19 protein-coding genes and 2 pseudogenes are annotated in these 17,557 nt (G+C 67.3%); 12 read left to right on the plus strand and 9 right to left on the minus strand.

Annotated features, from left to right (window positions below):
• A pseudogene (locus ON41_RS37065) lies at positions 1-928 on the minus strand (hypothetical protein); the annotation flags it as partial.
• 830 nt (positions 929-1,758) lie between these two features.
• The gene (locus tag ON41_RS37070; protein WP_083905908.1) at positions 1,759-2,721 is read right to left on the minus strand and encodes an NYN domain-containing protein; all 963 of its coding nucleotides are present in this window, start codon (positions 2,719-2,721) and stop codon (positions 1,759-1,761) included.
• A gap of 244 nt (positions 2,722-2,965) precedes the next feature.
• On the opposite strand from ON41_RS37070, the gene ON41_RS37075 reads away from it, so the two are divergent.
• The 3 genes from ON41_RS37075 to ON41_RS37085 all read left to right on the plus strand — a co-directional run bounded on the left by ON41_RS37075 (position 2,966) and on the right by ON41_RS37085 (position 5,492).
• Complete coding sequence (locus ON41_RS37075; protein ID WP_040753994.1) at positions 2,966-3,565, plus strand: hypothetical protein; 600 nt, start codon at positions 2,966-2,968, stop codon at positions 3,563-3,565.
• Between the two features lie 12 nt (positions 3,566-3,577).
• A complete protein-coding gene (locus ON41_RS37080) occupies positions 3,578-4,414 on the plus strand; it encodes a hypothetical protein (RefSeq protein ID WP_157185773.1) in 837 nt (278 codons plus the stop codon).
• Positions 4,415-4,493: 79 nt separating this feature from the next.
• Positions 4,494-5,492, plus strand: coding sequence for a hypothetical protein (locus ON41_RS37085; protein ID WP_157185774.1), 999 nt, complete (start codon positions 4,494-4,496; stop codon positions 5,490-5,492).
• 77 nt (positions 5,493-5,569) lie between these two features.
• Here ON41_RS37085 and ON41_RS42100 read toward each other — a convergent pair whose 3' ends face one another.
• The 5 genes from ON41_RS42100 to ON41_RS42105 all read right to left on the minus strand — a co-directional run bounded on the left by ON41_RS42100 (position 5,570) and on the right by ON41_RS42105 (position 9,101).
• Positions 5,570-5,707 (minus strand): hypothetical protein, encoded by a 138-nt coding sequence (locus ON41_RS42100; RefSeq protein WP_157185775.1) that lies wholly within the window; start codon positions 5,705-5,707, stop codon positions 5,570-5,572.
• 130 nt (positions 5,708-5,837) lie between these two features.
• The gene (locus tag ON41_RS37090) at positions 5,838-6,104 is read right to left on the minus strand and encodes a hypothetical protein (protein ID WP_040753999.1); all 267 of its coding nucleotides are present in this window, start codon (positions 6,102-6,104) and stop codon (positions 5,838-5,840) included.
• 71 nt (positions 6,105-6,175) lie between these two features.
• Positions 6,176-7,024, minus strand: a complete 849-nt coding sequence (imuA', locus tag ON41_RS37095) for a DnaE2-dependent mutagenesis accessory factor ImuA' (protein ID WP_051163390.1) — start codon at positions 7,022-7,024, stop codon at positions 6,176-6,178.
• 388 nt (positions 7,025-7,412) lie between these two features.
• A complete protein-coding gene (locus tag ON41_RS37100; protein ID WP_157185776.1) occupies positions 7,413-8,384 on the minus strand; it encodes an endonuclease/exonuclease/phosphatase family protein in 972 nt (323 codons plus the stop codon).
• Between the two features lie 555 nt (positions 8,385-8,939).
• On the minus strand, positions 8,940-9,101 hold the full coding sequence (locus ON41_RS42105; RefSeq protein ID WP_157185777.1) for a hypothetical protein: 162 nt from the start codon (positions 9,099-9,101) through the stop codon (positions 8,940-8,942).
• 254 nt (positions 9,102-9,355) lie between these two features.
• On the opposite strand from ON41_RS42105, the gene ON41_RS42110 reads away from it, so the two are divergent.
• Positions 9,356-9,526 (plus strand): hypothetical protein, encoded by a 171-nt coding sequence (locus ON41_RS42110; protein WP_157185778.1) that lies wholly within the window; start codon positions 9,356-9,358, stop codon positions 9,524-9,526.
• A gap of 39 nt (positions 9,527-9,565) precedes the next feature.
• Here the strand turns inward: ON41_RS42110 and ON41_RS37105 are convergent, their stop codons facing one another.
• On the minus strand, positions 9,566-9,748 hold the full coding sequence (locus ON41_RS37105) for a YegP family protein (RefSeq protein ID WP_040754364.1): 183 nt from the start codon (positions 9,746-9,748) through the stop codon (positions 9,566-9,568).
• Positions 9,749-10,052: 304 nt separating this feature from the next.
• Between ON41_RS37105 and ON41_RS37110 the strand changes: the two genes are divergently transcribed.
• The 5 genes from ON41_RS37110 (at position 10,053) to ON41_RS37130 (ending at position 14,833) form a co-directional block, all read left to right on the plus strand.
• Positions 10,053-10,388, plus strand: coding sequence for a hypothetical protein (locus tag ON41_RS37110; protein WP_040754002.1), 336 nt, complete (start codon positions 10,053-10,055; stop codon positions 10,386-10,388).
• On the plus strand, positions 10,385-10,681 hold the full coding sequence (locus ON41_RS37115) for a hypothetical protein (RefSeq protein WP_040754004.1): 297 nt from the start codon (positions 10,385-10,387) through the stop codon (positions 10,679-10,681). Before ON41_RS37110 ends, ON41_RS37115 begins: the two co-directional genes overlap by 4 nt.
• Positions 10,682-11,002: 321 nt before the next feature.
• Positions 11,003-12,430, plus strand: a complete 1,428-nt coding sequence (locus ON41_RS37120; protein WP_040754009.1) for an amidase — start codon at positions 11,003-11,005, stop codon at positions 12,428-12,430.
• Between the two features lies 1 nt (position 12,431).
• Positions 12,432-13,769 (plus strand): flavin monoamine oxidase family protein, encoded by a 1,338-nt coding sequence (locus tag ON41_RS37125; RefSeq protein WP_040754013.1) that lies wholly within the window; start codon positions 12,432-12,434, stop codon positions 13,767-13,769.
• Positions 13,770-13,819: 50 nt separating this feature from the next.
• Positions 13,820-14,833, plus strand: a complete 1,014-nt coding sequence (locus ON41_RS37130) for an AraC family transcriptional regulator (protein WP_051163392.1) — start codon at positions 13,820-13,822, stop codon at positions 14,831-14,833.
• 139 nt (positions 14,834-14,972) lie between these two features.
• Here the strand turns inward: ON41_RS37130 and ON41_RS37135 are convergent, their stop codons facing one another.
• Positions 14,973-15,587: a TetR/AcrR family transcriptional regulator gene (locus ON41_RS37135; protein WP_083905910.1), complete on the minus strand. Its 615-nt coding sequence runs from the start codon at positions 15,585-15,587 to the stop codon at positions 14,973-14,975.
• Positions 15,588-15,771: 184 nt separating this feature from the next.
• Between ON41_RS37135 and ON41_RS37140 the strand changes: the two genes are divergently transcribed.
• From ON41_RS37140 to ON41_RS37150, 3 genes and pseudogenes are all read left to right on the plus strand, one after another.
• A complete protein-coding gene (locus tag ON41_RS37140) occupies positions 15,772-16,617 on the plus strand; it encodes an alpha/beta fold hydrolase (protein ID WP_040754014.1) in 846 nt (281 codons plus the stop codon).
• Positions 16,614-17,057, plus strand: coding sequence for a hypothetical protein (locus ON41_RS37145; RefSeq protein WP_157185779.1), 444 nt, complete (start codon positions 16,614-16,616; stop codon positions 17,055-17,057). The genes ON41_RS37140 and ON41_RS37145 overlap by 4 nt, the downstream gene beginning before the upstream one ends.
• Positions 17,058-17,238: 181 nt before the next feature.
• Positions 17,239-17,505: pseudogene (locus tag ON41_RS37150) on the plus strand (YnfA family protein); the annotation flags it as partial.
• Positions 17,506-17,557 lie beyond the last annotated feature (52 nt).

Here is a 17,557-nt window from a genome sequence, read left to right on the forward strand (position 1 = left end):
GCGCGAGCTGGCCGCCGATGTTCGCACCGATCATTCGAACACGTCCGGTGGCGGTGAATCCTTCAGTAAGGAAGACACCCCCGGTGGTGATCGCGTTGTCGAGGCTGAGGGCGTCGCCGCCGGGGTTGGCGAGGGTGGCACCGTCGAGTGAGATCTCGACGCCGAAATTCGCACCTAGGGCACTGATTTGGCCGGCAGCGGTGAATCCCTCTCTGGCAACCATGCCGCCGGTGATCGTCGCTCCGTCGAGGAACAGGGCGGTGCCGTCAGGATTGTTGAGGGTGGCACCGTTCAGTGAGAGCTGGCCGCCGATGTTCGCCCCGACGCCGCGGATCTGTCCGGTAGCGGTGAATCCGTCTCTGGCGAACACGTCGCCGGTGATAGTCGCCCGGTCGAGGAACAGGCAGATGCCGTTAGGGTTGGTCAAGTGGGCACCGTTTAGGACAAGTGGGCCGTTGATATTCACGCCGGGGCCGATCACCTCTCCGGCGGTGAAGCCGTCGACGGCGAACAGCCCGCCGGTGATGGTGGCCCTCCCTAACGCGAGTGATTCGACGCGGGAACCACTGAGGTTGAGTCCTCTCAACGTCGAACCCGACAGGACGATGCGGTGGTCGACGTAGCATGCCGTGAGGTGTAGGGGATACTGAAACTCTAGGTTCTCCAGATCGACCGGACCCGTGATCCGGGCACCGTTGATCCGGATCCCGTGGGGATCGACAACAAGGTTGCGGTTGACCAAGACTGCGCGTAACGCGGCAGCCGGTATCTGCCGCTCGGTCCCCCATCCGCCGCCACCGGCCGGATTCCGAGCGGCGAAGTCGACAGCAGGCCCTTTGGCGAGATCGAGTGTTTTCCCCTGCTCGGCTGCCACGCTGAGTCGTGCGACCCACGACGTAATGTCGTAGCCCTCATCCGAAATCGTCACATCGACGATCGTGCCGTACGAACCAGATCGGCGTCACGATGTTCGCGACTGGAGGCGCGACAAGCGCTGAGTGGCACCGGCAGCATCAAAGGGGGCGCATCCTACGACTCCGCAGACGCTTATCGAGTCAACGAAGCAACAGATCTAATCGGGCAACGCGCCTGTCTCGGGCGGACGCGCAGCGGTTCAGACTCGAACGCTCCAAGGTCGGCAATCTTGGTCGGTACTCCGGTAATTGCTGTCTCGGTCCCGTAACCTGGCTGGCGCTCCCCCCTTCCGGGAGCGGCTGGCCGAATGGCTGGCTGCGAGAAGAAATTTCATCGGAGCTGTCTCCGCGACAGCCGATCCTGGAAGGTGGTGGCCGTTGCCGAAGAACAAGCGGCATCGTAGGACGAAACGGGCGAAGACCTTGGCGGTGTTGTTTACCGCCAAGGTCTCCGTGTGTGTCCCGGGCCCGCTGCTGGTGTTCCCCGTGGTGTGGTGGTTCCTCCAGCGCTAGCCCCAAGGAGGCCGGTCATCGGTTGCTGCCGTTGGCCGGCCCTTCCTCACTCGGCGAGGGATGCCGAGCGAAGTCGTTCGATGTGCAGTTGTGGGCCGGTAGGGAGTCGAGGCCGAAGGTCAATCGCTCCTCCTGGCATTGACTCAGCTGGCCGTTGACCCTGTGCTCCAGGCGACCTGCCGGATACGGTCCAGTCATCACCTGGGGCATTGTCAAGTTGTGTCAGTTGCGTAATATGCGTAAGACGCGTGCGCGGCAACAATACCCCCGTTACGGGGGGTAGGTGTTGCAAACTAGTGCTTCACCGCGGGCGGGGATCGAGTGTGACAGGTCAGTGGGGTTTGTTGCGCAGGTAGGCGATTTTCGGTTTGCCGGGGCCGGGGCTGCGTTTGCAGACGTCGAACAGGCCGCAGGCGAGGACGAACTTGCCGAACTTCGCGTGCCCGTAATGTTTGGTGTCGAATCCGGGGATGCGGGTGGTGGCTTTCGCGGCGACCGTGGACTGGTTGGCCCAGCCGTCGGCGTCGGCGGCCGCGGCGACGATCTTCCGGATCCGGTTGCACAGTTCGGTGTCCAGGCCGAGGGGGTTCTTCTTCGTCGCCTTCGGCTGCTGGACGGGTGGTGGGCTGGGCTGGCTTTTGGCTGGTGCGGGTGATGCTGGTGCAGCGCGGGCCGATGGGGTGTCGAGGTTGTCGAGGTAGGTGAAGCGGGTGCAGGCTGCGGTGAACGGTTTCGCGGCGGTGGTTTGCCCGAATCCGTGGACGTGGCAGCCGGATTCGCGCAGCCGCAGCGCCAGGCCGGTGAAGTCGGAGTCGCTGGACACGAGTACGAAGGTGCGAATCATGTTGACGTGCAGGAGATCTAGTGCGTCGATGGCCAGGGCGATGTCGGCGGCATTCTTGCCGGTGACGTAGCTCGGCGTGTGGATCGGGCGAATGGCGTAGGCGAGCATCGGGTTTCGCCACGGTCCCAGGCTTGGGCGGCTCCAGTCGCCGTAGGCCCGCCGGAACCGCACCTCTCCCAATTCCGAGGCGGCGGTCAGGACGGGGCCGATGCGGTGGGCGGGGACGTTCTCCGCGTCGATCAGCACCGCCACCGTATGGTGCCGTTGCGGTGCGTGCCCGTCGCCGCCGGGCACGGTCGCGGAGCCGTGGGAGTGGTGGCCGGCGCTGTAGCCGGGTAGCCACCGCCGCCACCATGAGATGTGTTTGTCGTTCGTGACGCCTGTCGGGCTCGATGCTGGGTCGAGGGTGGTGTGGGGATCGCCGGTGGTGCGTGGGTGCTGTGCTGGCATCGGAGGTCTCCATGCTTGGCGGTTGGGTGAGGTGCGTCGGGAGTACCTGGCGGCGCCCGTGGTGGTTGGTCAGTCGGTGACTCCCGTCGTCTGAGTTCGGCGTGGCGCTATCGGCGGGCCCGTTGCGCGATCCATTCTTGCCAGGATGCCGCTGGCGCCTGGTGCGTGCGCAGCAATCGATCAGGGGTTTCGTCGTCTTCGCAGACCGTCCGCGGCCGACCGGCCGGCATCTACACTCACCTGTATGGACGACGATCTCGGCATCGACGCAGCCGCTCAGGATGATCCGGCGTGGAGAGAGTGGTCCCGCCCCGAGCGTATTGCCCACCAGGTCGACAGGTTGTTCAGCGAGACACTGCCCGCGGTACCGACCGGTCCCGGCGGCTGGACGACACCCGCGGGAGACCCGTTGCCGCCGATGCCGGCCGTGGCCCGGTACGACGACGCCATGAAATTGCATTGGCTGGCCGACGTTTTCGGTGGCTTCTTCCCCGACGAGGACAGCCTGCTCGTCGCCGACAACGCCGATCTCGCGGACCAATTCGTGTGCTACATCGGCCAGTACTTCGTCGAGCGGTGCGGCGGCCGGTGGATCAACGACCCGAGCCTCGGCGGGATGCTCTACGAGTTCGGTCCGGCGGTCGCATTCGACTACCTTCCGCCGTCGGAGACCGCGGTCAGCCCCGGCGTGCACCCCGTTCACCTACTGTTCGAAGCGGCCGCGGACGGTGACTTCGCGGTGGTGACCGACGCGATGTACTCCGCGAGTGCGAGTTACGCCGAGGCCCACGGCCTAGCGCACGAGGCTCTGCAGCTTCGAGGGCAGCACGACCTGAACGCCTGACCGGGCGCCGCGGTGAACGAGGAGGGGCGTCGGCGGGAGGCCGACGAGGAGCGAAGACGGCGGCGCGAGGAGACCGAACGGGGGCGCAAGCACAACGAACGCTCGCGTCACTTCCATGAGGGCATGGCCCAGCTGCGTGGGGAGACCCGGGAGGCCGGCTGGAAGCACGAGCAGACCATCAAGACGCCGCTGTCGGAGCGACGGCACGATACCGCCCTCGACTCGAAGAAGGGCCGGGAGTTCACGGAATACAATGGGGGAAACAATCTTTCGGGCCCGAGGAAGCTGCTGCAGATCGCGAAGGATCGGAGCCTTCTCGAGCGTGATCCGACGGCGTCCGGTTCGTGGGTCGCGATCCAGGGGGCCGCTGACGCGCAGATCCGCGAGCAGTTGGAGGCGATGGAGCGCGACTTCGGTGAGCGATTCCGCTTCGTCGAAGTCACTCGCGAGCAGGCCAGGGCCGCCCGAGAACTCGGGAAACGCCTTGAGCGAGAACGTAACCCGATGGAGTTGTTCAACTCCGAGAATCTGCGTGCACGGGAGCGGATGCGCGAGCGGGCCGAGAGAGTCAGAGAGAAGGCCCGCACGCAGGCCGCGGCCGAACGCGCCATCCAGGCCGCGAGAGAGGCCAGGGCGCGGGAGGAGCGGATCAGGGTCCAGCGGGAGGCGCACGAGCGCGTACTGGCGATGCTGCCTCGCGACGTGGCGAAACTTCTCCAGGTGAGTACTCCCGATCCGGGGGAACGGCTACCGGGCGCACCGGAACCGCACGACGGGAGCACCCGGGCCGGCCGGGAGGCCCGTGCGCGGGCATTGGAGCGGGGCGGCAGGAGCCGCGACACCCGGTGATGGGTAGATGTCCCAGATTCCTTCGCAGCCTCCAGGTTTCGGGCGCCCTGGGCGTCGGCGTGGGGTATGAAGGTGCACAGTGGGCGCTGGAGCAGTGCAGGGCGTGTGCCCTGCCGCAGCCGCAGAGGAACTCATGTCACTACACAAATCGCTCGCCCGGTGGGTCCTTCGGGACGAGCTTGTCGAGGAACGAGCCGCAAGGCTAGCGGCCGAAAGAACCGTTGCAGAATTGCGTGATTTGACGGCAGCCCCCGACCCTGCACCGCGGCCTCAGCCAGCCATGTCGGCGACGATAGCCGGGAATCTTGGATTGCTCACCTTCGCGGCGACGCTCGTGTTCGGTCTCATCTGGATGTCCTACCGTCGCGCGTACGGCACACTGGGGCTGACCCCGGACGAAGTCGGTTTGGACTACAGCGGAATATTGTCGCGAGCGTCCACCGGTTTCGGAGTGCTGGGGTTGTCTGTAGTAATCGGTTGGGGAATCTGGCATCTTTTCGGACGACTGGCCGACAGTGACGAAATTTCGGTCGACGGGACCAGGAAGATCCTCGGTCTAGCCATGTGCGGTTCCCTTCTGATCGTGGTCTACTTCCTGTTGTCGGGACAGGGATTACCAATCCGATATGTTGGATACCTCTTCGCGCTTACGGTAATCGAACTGGCGTGCTTCTTCGTGCTGGTAACGGGCGTAGGATCCCGTGCATGGTTTCAAAAGGTCGACCGAAGTATCAGTCGAGTCGCTGCTTGGTGGCAGGTTCCGGTGGCTATCGTAATGCTTCTGTTGCTACTTAACATGCCGAATATGGCCGGAGCGACAATGTCGAAATCCATAGAATCCGGAGGGTTCATACCCTCGCGACTCTTCCCTGCGTTGGTTGATGCGAAAGTCGTTTCCGTGGACGTGCATTGGCTGGCAGATTCGAAGCCGGACTTTATCGACCAGTCCATGTTTCCGCATGGATTTTACTACCTGGGTCAGCGTGGCGATCTTGTCGTTCTATATCATGATCAAAGCCATAGGGTCCTGCGAGTATCGAGCCAGAATATCGTCATGGAATCGTATGGGTTCAAATAGGTTCGCCTAGGTTATTCTGAGCCTCGAGATAAGGGAACCACCTGCTGGTGAGGAAGACGGCGACCCGCCCGAGGCCTTCACCGCGACCAGTTCTCGAGCCACAGGCTGTAGCAACGCAGGAAGTCACTGACGCGACGCTGCGTGACCCACTCCTCCGGGTCGTCGGGATCGAGGCCGGCGGCGAGCAGTGCTTCGCGGTCAATCGAGTCGGTCATGTCGGGTTGGACGCCGGCGATGCGCCCACGGTGCCGTGCGGCGGGGCACCTGTCCGGGATTGACCGGTCGAGAGACCCGCGAGCGGCAGACGGTGACGGTGTGCTCGCGAACCAGTTCGGGTCGCGCCCTCTATCGCAGGCGTTGCGCTTCCTCAGCGGTGGGCAACCGGATAGCATCGCCGGGCACCCACTGTTTCAGAGTAGCCTCTTCGCGCTGGTTGCGGGCTTGTAGGGTGATCGCGACTTCCCCGAACCAGATGGCTCCGGTGGTGTAGAGCAACATCCAGGAGTACAGCAATGCGGGATGCCACTGGCCGCCAGCGAGCTGGGTGTCGAAGGCGCGGGCCCGAAGTCCGATCGACTGGCCCTTGGCCGCTTTGAGCGGAAGTACGAACACTCGGGAAGGGTCCACCAAGACGGCTTTCGGGTGTTTGAGCCTCCGCACTGCCGGCCGCTCCGGGGGCCCGTTCATCCTGCCCTACTCCATCGCGCGGCCGCAGCCGATTCCGCGGCTGGGGCCCATGCTGTCCTGCCGTTGCCGTTGGCCGTGAGGCGCAGTTCACCGCGGCGGGGGCGGGTGTTGCGGCCGGAGACCTCCAGGGTGAGGTGCAGCTCGCGCAGGCGCCCGTATCCGGGGCCGAGGCCGTGGATTGCGGTTGGGCGCGCGGTGAGGGTCAGGTCGGGCCGGATGCCGCGCACGCGGTCGGTGATCACGAGGATTCCCTGCTGGTTGCGAATTTTCGCGGTCAGGGTCTGGGCGCGTTTCGGTGGGACGGCGGCCGGGGTGTCGCAGACGATCAGCGGGACGCCGTCGGCGAGGACGGACACGGTTTCGAGGGGGTCGCCGCCGCTGGCGTCGATGACGGCCAGGCGGTCGAGGCGGCCGCCCATCTCGGTGACCGCGAGCAGTCCGATGCGCTGCCGCCGGCCGCCGACGATGGCGGCCCACGCTCCGCTGCCGGTGGCGGCGGCGAGCAGCCCGGTCAGTATCCCGGTGCTGCCCCGGCAGCCCACCACGCTCCCGTAGGCCAGTCCGCCACCGGGTAGCAATGCCCCGATCCCGCCCGGCACCACGATCCCGTCGACAAGCGGACCGTCGGCCTCGCCCACGTCGGCCTGCTGCTCGCTGGGCGGCGCGCTCCGGTCGGCGCCGTCCCATGGGTTCCGCTTCCGTCCGGTGGGCGGCTCGGCGGGCATGGCGGTGGCCGCGCCGACCTTGCCGCCGACCGTGGCGATGGAGTCGCGCAAGGCGGCTAGGCGGTCATGTTTCGAGAGCGCCGCCAACTCCGCGGGATCGAGTCGTCGGGACTTGCTCACAGACGAGAGTGTATCGAACGTCAGTTCGATTGATGATGTGTCCAGTGGGTTTAACGTGCAACTTTGTCCCGAACGACCATCCTGGTGATGCCGTCAGGGACACCGGAGCCACCGACTTGCAAGGGCTCCCTGTCGTCGTTCCGCCGCCCTGTTGTGTGCCCGGACCGAGCAGCCTGGCTACATCGGTGATCTGTGACGTCGTATGTCGGTTGATCTTGACGGTGGTTGTGCTGGCGGGATGTTCGTCTCGGTGATTCTGACGCGGTTCTCGCCGATCCGGACATGATCACGTGTCTGACCGACATCGGCGACTCCATCCGCGAGCTGGATTGGGCGCTGGCCGGACTTCGATAGCGGCAGGTCGGCGTCAGACACTGCTGTCCCTGCGTCAGTGACGTGGTGCAGCCGGTATCCGGTCGGGGGTGTAGGTCGTCATGATAGGCAGGTGGTCGCTGGCCGAAAGGGCGAGGTCGGTGCGGATGACCTGGAAGTCGGTGACGGCCGGCGCGAAAGCGGGGGTGACGCGCAGGGTGTCGAAACGCCTGTCCGGGTAGGGGTCTGAGGGCCAGTGGCCTGCCGTCTGCTGCCAGGGCGTCCCGGTGAGGACGGCGGCATCGGCTAGTCCTGCTGCCAGGACGTCGCCGGTGCGGCGGTCGGCCCGCCACGGCCGTTTTTCACCGGGTAGGTAAGTGTTGGGCGACTCGCCGCGGTCGCACTGGTACACGAATTCCGGGGACCACTCGGTCGCGTGGGCGAACGGGTCGCTGTCGTAGCGGATGTAGCGGGTCTTCTCGTCCTGGGGGTACGGGGTCGGGTCGCCGTGTTCGACGCGCAGCAGGACATGGTCGGCGAGCACGCAGTTGGCGTCCATGCCGAGCAGGCCGCCCACGGCGGGCGGGCGGGTCATCGTGGCGACGACCTTCTCGGCTTCGTCGACGCGCTGGCCGCGGCCGAACGGGGTCAAATGGGCGGTGGCGTGCGCGACCGGGGTACCGCCGATATCGAGAACCAGGGTGCCCATGGCATGGTGCAGGGTCGCCGACCACGGCTGCCAGTTCAGGGGGGTGAGGCCGGGCCGCCATAGGACCGCGACGTGGTAGCCCATGTTGCCGACCGCGACGGTGATCTGCCCGCCGGTCGTCTCGCAGCACAGGCCGGTCGCGGCCGCCAGCTCGCGCACCAGCTGCGCGGCGCGCGGGCGCGGATTGTCGCCCGGGGCGTGGATCTCCTGCACGGCAAGCACATCCGGGTCTGCGGCACGGATGACCTCGTGGACCGATTCCCGGCGCGGTGAAGCCGCCCCGTAGTTGTAGAGGTTGTAGCTCATCATCCGCACCCGCACGGGTTGTCCCCTCGTCACCTCCGGCAAGGTATCACTCCCGGCCACACCGACGGCTTGCGCTCTGTCAGCTGGCCGGTAGCCGCCGCTGACAGCCCGATCGCGCCGCAGGGATTCGGCCAGCTGACAGCCCTTTGGACCGATCTCCTCGGACGGTGACGCAATGCGCGCCAACGTAATTCACCGGTCCGGGCTCGCCGACTGGTAGGGCGGTCCGGCCTCGGGTAAGCAGCCCATGACCCCGGTGTGCCCCCTTACCGGGTGAGGTGTCGCTGCGCATTGCTCCCGCCCCGGTGCACTCGGATCTCGTTCCGTGGCGCTAGTGCCAGCGGCCCGATGCGAGGTTCCGGAACCCACCGACTATCCATGAACGGCTTATCGCCTGCCGCGTCGTGGCCGAGCACGGCGTGAAATATGCCGCGGCTGCCCCGGTTTCACCGCTACCGACCTCAACGGCTTCCGCGGCCACCGCACCCCCGAACAGGGCGCGGCAATCGCGATTCGCCTCGCGACCCTTCCCGATAACGGCCCGACCGGTGGATTCTTCGGCGACGCCGGAACAGTGCCCTGGTAACACTATTCATTGCGGTACGGCTGGTAGCGCTCGGCGGCGGCGACCGGCTGACCGCGGGTGGCGGAGGAGAGCACCAGGAGGACGAGGACCAGGAACGGCAGTTCCGTGATAGCGACGAACTGGCTGTCGGTGAAGTTGAAAAGCTGGGTGAAGCACAGATTCACGACCAAGGCCGCCTTCAGCAGCCGGATCGCGGCGTTGTTGCCATGCGGTTCGGCGGGGTTACACCGCGTTGGGGATCGGCCCGGACTCCCGGCCGGAAACTATCCGGGCCGTCGTCCGGCAAGCCGAGCCGGAAGCCCGCGTACTGCCCCCGCCCAAAACCCGCCGCCGAGCTGCTGGTCACGCGGGAGCGCCGTGACCGCACCCCGCTCACCATCATCGAACGTAGGTTCGATGATGGCATATACTGCGCGGTATGTTTGTGGTTGGTGACGAAGTGCGTATCCGGCCCGCGGGTGTGTCGGTGTTCCGGGTGGTCGAGATCGAGGACGACGAGCATGTGGTCATCGTGTCGGTCGATCCCGCACCCGGCGCCTACCCGCATTCGCGGCGGGTGGCCGATCTGGTCCTCGCCACCGAGGTGTGACCAGAGCGGCCCGTTACCACCGTGGGCGTGTTGCGGAGTCTATGCGGTGAGGTCGGCGATAGTGGCGGTCGCGGCGTTGGTCTTGACCGACTGGATGCCTTTCTCGGCCGCGGCCTTGGATTCGTAGGCTTGGCTCTGGGCGATGATCTCGCCGTTGCCGGCCTTGAGCCGCCAGCGAACCTTCTGTGACGCATCAGGGAATATTTCGAACTTCGCCGCCATCATGACCTCCTCGAATCGGAAGGGATAACGCCCGTTCAACCGCAGCTTAACCGGCATCCGCAGTGAAGGAAACCGCCACGTAGTCAGCGCCGGTGCCTCGATGCGCTGGCTGTCGGGTCCGCTGCTGTGACGGCTGGCGCGGAAAGCCGGTTGATGAGGCGCTCGGGCACCCCGGGCGGGGTAGCGTGACGGTTGCCGACAGTGGTGAGGTGCCGTGGCCGGGCGCTATGGTCCCGGTTGCTGCTGCTGCGGTTGCCTGCGGCCTTGGTGGAGGTGAGCCCCGGTGATGGCCGAGAAAAGTAGGGTGGTTCGATTACCGACCCGGTCCGACACCGCCGCCCGCCGGGCCGCCGAGCAGGTGCAGTCGGCGGCGCGGGACTACCGGCACGCCCGCCGGCACCTGGACACACTGCTGGCGCGGATCGACACCGCGGCCCGAGATTCTGCGGTCGACGCTATCGACCGCGACGCCGCCGCGGCGCTGGGTGAGCTGGCGGCTGGCGTTCACGGCGGGTTCGTGCGGTTGGTGACCAGCGTCGAGATCGGCCGCGACCTTGTCGACGAACAGGCGCTCGCCGCGTCGATCGCCCAGGCCGCCGAACTCCCCGAAACACCGCCGGAACCGGAACCCGGCCGGTGATCCTCGCCGCCGATTCCGCGCCACGCGTGTCCGGCCTCGCTGATCTGGCCGCGTTGGGTGCGGGTTCGATCGTGGTGCAGGGCCTGGCGGACGTGCCGGATCGGGTGCGTCCGTTCCAGCGAGGTGATGACGGTTACTGGTACAGCCACGGGATCGGCGGCGGCGTGTCGTCGGAGAGGCTGTGGAGAACTGGGGATGATCTGGTCGTCGTCTCCCGCAGCGACCGGCCCGTCACCGCGGGTGCGACGCAGATCGACAGGGTCCGCGCATTCCCTGTCAAGTCTGCGTGTTGAAGAGCTGCAGACTCCAGTACTCGGTGAACGTCAGCGGCCCCGGCGATGCAGCCGACAGGGGTCCCGGGTTCGGCCCGTGACGTTCAGAGTCAATGACTGCATTGCTCGGCGCCGGGCGCGCTGCCGCGTGGATGACCAGAGCCCATGCTGCTGGGGCTGGAGCACTCGGCACAGCTGGGTCTGCGCGTCGTCGTCGACTGCTCGGGATGTGGTTGAGCGGGCGACACGACCAGGGCCTCGGGCGCCACGATGGGGGGCGAACCGGACACGCTGGCCCGGTTGGGTCGACGGTGGGTGCCGGGTTGTTTCTACTGTTCGGATATGACGACGACCCACGATGTGCGCCGGGTGCATGCCTTCGGTGACGACGCGCTGGCTGACCACGACGCCGTCGAGGTGGCTGCCCTGATCCGCCGGGGTGAGATCTCGGTGGAGGAGGCCGAGTGTGCGGCTGTCGCTCGCGTCCGCACGGTGGAGCCCACCCTGAACGCGGTCGCGTTCGCCGCGTACGAGTCGCCGCGCCGCGGCACCGATCCGTGCGCGCCGTTGTATGGGGTACCGACGCTGGTCAAGGACAACACCGAAGTGGCCGGTATGCCCACCAATCACGGCACGGACGCCTTCCGTGCCAGGCCCGCGCGCACGGACGGGCGGTATGCCCGGCAGTTGCTGAGTACGGGTGTCACAGTGCTCGGCAAGACGCGGATGCCGGAGTTCGGTTTCAACGCGACGTCGGAGTTCCGGCTCGCCGAGCCGGTGCGGAACCCGTGGAACCTCGATTACTCGAGCGGTGCCTCCTCGGGCGGGGCCGCCGCCCTGGTGGCGGCGGGCGCGCTGCCTCTCGCGCACGGCAACGACGGGGGTGGGTCGATCCGCATCCCTGCGGCCGCGGCCGGGCTCATCGGACTCAAGCCGAGCCGCGGACGTCACGTCGATGGTGAGGCGGCGCGCGCGATGCCGATCAACATCGTCAGCGAAGGAGTACTCAGCCGTTCGGTGCGCGATACCGCTGCCTATGTCGCTGCCACGGAAGCCTGCTGGCGTAACCGGAGGTTGCCTCCCATCGGGCTGGTGGAGGGGCCCGCCCGGCGCCGGCTGCGCGTCGGGGTGTTGACCGAGCACATCCTCGGCGGTGAGGTGGACACGCAGACGCTCGCCGCCGTCGACAAGACCGTCGCCCTGCTCGAGGCGCAGGGCCATGTCGCCGAACCGATCTCGCTGCCTGTCGACTCGCGGTTCGCCGAGGACTTCACTCTCTACTGGGGGTTGCTGGCGAGCCTGGCCACCGGTTTCGGCCGTGTCGCGTTCGATCGGTCGTTCGACAGTGGGCAGATCGATGGGCTGACCCGGGGCCTGCGCCGCTACTATGCCCGCAACATCGCCCGGACGCCCGGTGCGTTTCGTCGCCTGCGCCGTACCGGTGCGCAGTACGCGCGGCTGTTCGACCGTCACGAACTGATCGTGTCGCCGGTGGTTTCCCACGTCACGCCGCGGCTCGGCGTCCTCAGCCCGTGCGTGCCGTTCGACGAGTTGATCCAGCGGCTGCGGAATTTCGTCGCCTTCACACCGCTGCAGAACGTCACCGGCACGCCGGCGATCTCACTGCCGATGGCCATGGCCGACGAGGGCGTTCCGGTCGGTGTGCAGGTGGCATCGGCCTTCGGCGACGAGCGGACGCTACTCGAAGTCGCCTTCGCGCTCGAGGAAGCGACCGTGTGGCCCCGCATCCACAACCACGAGGGCTGCTGACATGTACGACGCGGATGTCATAGTCGTCGGCGCCGGACTCGCCGGCCTCGTTGCTGCGCGTGAGCTCGAGCGCACCGGTCTCGACGTGCTCGTCGTCGAAGCCGCCGACCGCGTGGGCGGCAAGACGCTGACAGCTCACATCGGCGACGACCACGTCGATCTCGGCGCGCATTGGATCGGCCCCCGCCAGGCGCGGATCATCGCCCTGGCCGCCGAGCTCGAGGTGCCGACGCGGCCGCAGCCGGTCACCGGAAAGAACGTCCTACGGGTCAACGGTCGCCGGCATGTGTTCCGCGGATCGGTGCCCGCCCTCAACCCTGTGACCTTGTCCGATCTGAGTGTCGGCGCCTTCCGGCTGTGGCGCGCGCACCGCCGCGCCGGGTTCCGCGCCGCGGCCGCCGGGCCCGTGGACAGCCAGACGGCAGCCGAACTCGCTCGGCAGGTGTTCCACACCCGCGACGCGCGTGCGCTTGTGAACATGTTCACCGGGCTGCTGCTCGGCGCGGACCTCGAGGACGTGTCGGCCGCGTATCTGCTCGCCTACCTGCGCTCGGGCGGCGGAGTGCGGTTCCTGTCGGAGTTCAAGGGAGGCGCGCAACAGGACTTCTTCGTCGGTGGCGCCCAGCAACTGTGCGAGCGGATCGCCGCCCGGTTACGGTGCCCGGTCGCGACCGGCACCCGAGTGACCGGTGTGGTGCAGGACGACGACGGCGTCACGGTGCACGCGGGCGAGTCGGCGTGGCGGGCGCGCAGATGTGTCATGGCAATGGCACCACCACTGCTCACCCGAATCGGTTTCACCCCGGCACTGACGCAGGCGCTGGACCGACTCTCCAGACAGACCCGGCTCGGCTCGTACTCGAAGTACGTCGCGGTCTACGAGCGGCCGTGGTGGCGCGAGCAGGGCTACTCCGGCATCGGCTTCGCCACCGACGGTCCGCTGCAGATGGTCGTCGACGGCTGCGCCGACTCCGGTCGCGGCATCCTCGTCGGGTTCAGCACCGGTGCCAGCGCCCGCCGGATGGCGGCCCTCGACGCCGCGGACCGGCGCGCTGCCGCGGTGGACGCGATGGCCGAACTCCTCGGGCCCGAAGCCGCGGCCGCGACCGACTTCTTCGAGATCGAGTGGGCAGATGTTCCGCTGATCGAGGGCGGCCCGGTCGCGTTCGTCCCGAGCGGCGCCGGTCTGCCGGAGCATTTTCCGCCTCCACCCCACCAGCACGTGCATTGGGCCGGTACCGACTACGCCGTCCGGAACAACGGTTACCTCGACGGCGCGATCGAATCCGGCGAGCGCGCCGCTCGCGCCATCGTCGGCACGGGTGCTGTCACGACCTGAGGCATCATGAGTCTCGGCACCGCTCGGGACGACATGATGCAGGGGGTCGGTTGATCGACGACAACGGCCTGCATACGCCGATCATCCCGCCGAACGTCGTGCTGGGCCTGCTCGATCTGGCCGACCGGCGCGGCCTGCACGTCGATCCCTGGTTCGCAGGCAGTGGCCTGTCTCGCGCCGATCTCACTGTCCCCGAGGCACGACTGTCCTACCGTCAGGCCGCCGCGATCGTGCACCGAGCGCTCGCGGCGCTGCCGGCCGGGCCGGTCGGGCTGCAACTCGGGACCACGGACCTGCTGCGCTCGTTCGGCATTCTCGGCTTCGCCGTCCGCGCCTGCGACACGATCGGGGACGCGATAGCGGTCGGTGTGCAGTTCCACCAGGCATCCGGCAGCCTCGCCGATTTCGAGTTCCACGCGGACAGTGACCAATTCGCGATCGAACTGACCGAGCGTCACCCCGACCGGACGCTGCTGCCCTTCATCGCCGAGGAAGCGTTCGGCAGCATCCTGGTGCTCGCGCGCGCCATCATCGGCAACGAGTTCACTCCGACCGGCCTCGAGCTGGCCTACCCACCGCCGCCGTACCTGCCCGCATACACCCGCCTTTTTCGCTGCCCGATCGAGTTCGAGGCCACCGGGAACCGCCTGCACGGCCCGACAGCGCTGCTGACCCGGCCGATCGCCACGAGCAGCGCAGCGCACCTGGCCGTCGCGCTGGACGCGACACGCCGCATGGTCGACCCGTCCGACCGCCGACCGGGCATCGTGGCCGCGGTCGAGGGAGTTTTGCGCCGCAACCTCAGGCAGCCGCTGACCATGGCCGAAGTGGCCAGGCAGCTGCACATCACCGAACGAACGCTGCACCGGCAGTTGGCGGCAGCCGGTCACCAGTTCAGCGCCATCCGCGACCGGGTACGCCACCAGCGCGCGAAGATCCTGCTGCGTGAGTCGAACCAGCCGATCGCCGCGATCGCCCGCGAAGTGGGCTACAGCGACGGACGAGAATTCCGCCGCGCCTACCACCGCTGGACAGGACACCCACCCAGCACCGAGCGGCCGTGAAGCCGGCAACACCGGCCGTGCACCGATCGAGAACGCCGCAGCCGAGCAGTAGCGACATTCCGGTATCGGTGCCATCCACGAGACCCGCCGGTGAATCCGCGCGTGCCACGCCAGGGCGGGCATCGGCAATGCCCGGTGATCAGGCGCTGTCGTGTGGGGGTCGAGGCAGGAGATTCTCGAGCAGCCAGCTGAGCGCAGCCCGATTCCGGACAGCGCCGGCTTCGGTGGCCGGGGTGGTCAGCGCCGTGAGGCGAAGCCCGTCGATCACCGCGACCAGCAGGCGCGCCGTCTCGGCCGGCCGGGGAACCTCGAGACGTTCGAGGACCTCGCCGAACATGGCTTCGATGGCGTCGATCCACGTCTGAACCTCTGCCTGAAGGTGCGGATGATCGGCAGCGTAGAGCTGGAGTTCGTACTGCGCCCGCAATGCCGTCCGATCCTCCGGCACAAGTTCTTCGGTGATGAGGTTCAGCAGGTCATCGTGTGTGAGACCGGATTGCCTCACCCTGGCCGGTAATGCCTCGACAGCGGCGTGAGCCTTGGCCCGCTCCTGTTCCGCGAGCCATCGCAATGCCGCGGCGACGATGTCGTCGCGCGACGCGAAGTGGTACGTCGTGGACGACAGCGACACCTCGGCCGCCTCCGCGACCGCCCGGTGTGTCAATCCGTCGACACCACGTTGCCCGGCGACACGAACGGCGGAGCGCACGATCGCACCGCGAATCTCCTCGGCAGATCGCCGACGGTTCGGCATCGGTCACATCCTCCCACCAACCTAGTTGCAGTACATTTGTACTCACAGTACGTTTGTACTCATGATGGGTAGGGTATCGGCTGACGACGGTGACGGCGTGTCCGGAACGATCGACGCCGGTCACGACCAGTAGCGCCGAATCGACTGGAGCGCTCACGAGGCCACGGTCACCCTCGACGCCACAGTGCTCAACATCGCCGATATCGGCGACAGCAGCGATGCCTGCCTGCTGATCCACGGCCACGGCGGCAACTGGCAGTACTGGCTGCCGACCATGTCCCGTCTCGCGTCGCGGCGTCGCGTGATCGCTGTCGACCTCCCCGGGTTCGGCCGGTCAGCACCCGTGCCGTGGCGGTCGGCGGCGTTCGCCACGACAGCGGCAACGCTCGCCCGGCTCTGCACGCACCTCGGTCTGGATCGCGTTCACCTGATCGGCCACTCCCTGGGGACGCTGATCGCCTGCGAACTCGCCGCCGCCCAGCCCGACCTCGTCACCGGCGTGACACTGGTCAACGGCCCGCCTCTCTCGGCCATCGAGTTCGCCCGCCACCCCATCCGCATCGCGCGCCGTCATCCCCAGCTGGCGAGGGTGGCGCTCACCGACCTGGCGACCGCCGGACTGCCCATACCCACCCTGATCCGGCAGCAGGTCGCCGCCCGCCCACGTCTTCGCGACGCCGCGTTCGCCACCTACATGGGCCGCCCCCCGACCCGCCTGCCAGCCGACCTTGCCCTCAAACTGCTCGACGGCGTCGGCGCACCCGGCTACTACCAAGTGCCCCTCCTCGCGCGGCACTACGACCCGCACCCGGCCCACACCCGAATCCGCTGCCCCGTGCAGCTGATCAACGGCGCCCAAGACCCCCTCGTCCCCGACACCGACATCGCCCGCTTCTGCGCATCCGGCGCCCCGATTCACGACAACATCCGCATCGAAGCCGCCGGGCACCTCGTCAACCTGGAAAAACCCACACAGTTTCACCACCACCTCGAGCGATTCCTCACCGTGACGGAGACCCGCACACGATGACACCCCCAGCAAAACCCAACCCACGCAGCACCCTGCTCATCGCCGGACGCCTCAGCCTCGGCGCAGCCCTGATGATCGCGCCGCGAACCATCGCACGACCATGGGTCACCGACACCGACCACCCCACCGTCCGTTACCTGCTCCGCATCATCGGAGGACGCGAAGTCGCCATGGCCGTCAGCTTGCTCGCGGTAGAGCCCGCACAGCACACAAACCGCAAAAGGCTTCTCACACTGGACGCCGCGTTCGACCTCTGGGACGCCCTCATCGCCATCTCGGCCCGCCCCGCGCTGCCCGGACCCCGTCGGCCCCTCGCCATCGCCGCCGCACTGAGCTGGGCCACCCTCGGCATCCTCACCGCCACCCGGATCGACAACGACTCCGAACGGCGCAGACCCGCCACCGCGGGAGCGCAGAGCCGCAGCCGCAGTGACCGTTGAACAGCGTGTCCGCGGGCGCAGATCACCTGCCGACGAGATCGACCGCCCAGCCCGGCATCCACCCAGGGCCCACTCGACACCACGCCCGATCAGAAACGACACGTCGCTCAGACGACGAGCGGCCGACCACGGCGCCCATCCGGCGAGTAACTGATCAACCAGTCCATCGGCGACAAGGTCGATCGAGAACGCGCAGCTGGTGTGGCAGGGCGTGCGAGAACCAAACCACCGCGGCTGGGCTTGGATCGGTGCCGGTGTCCTCACCCTGGGTGTCTACGGCTTCGTCGCCACCGGGCAACCCGACGCGAACTTCGGGCGCATCCCCGCCGCCTACGGCGGGGCGTCGCCGGATCGCTGCTGTGGGGCATGACTTTTGGACGGATTCCGGCCCGACCGCTGGGACATCACCGGCGCGGTGATCTGCCTGATCGGCGTCGCGGTCATCATGTACACACCACGTCCGAGCTGACCGGAGACCCGGTGTCGGCCACGCATATGGG

This window comes from Nocardia transvalensis NBRC 15921 (genome assembly GCF_000308875.1).
In the GTDB taxonomy this organism is placed as follows: domain Bacteria; phylum Actinomycetota; class Actinomycetes; order Mycobacteriales; family Mycobacteriaceae; genus Nocardia; species Nocardia transvalensis.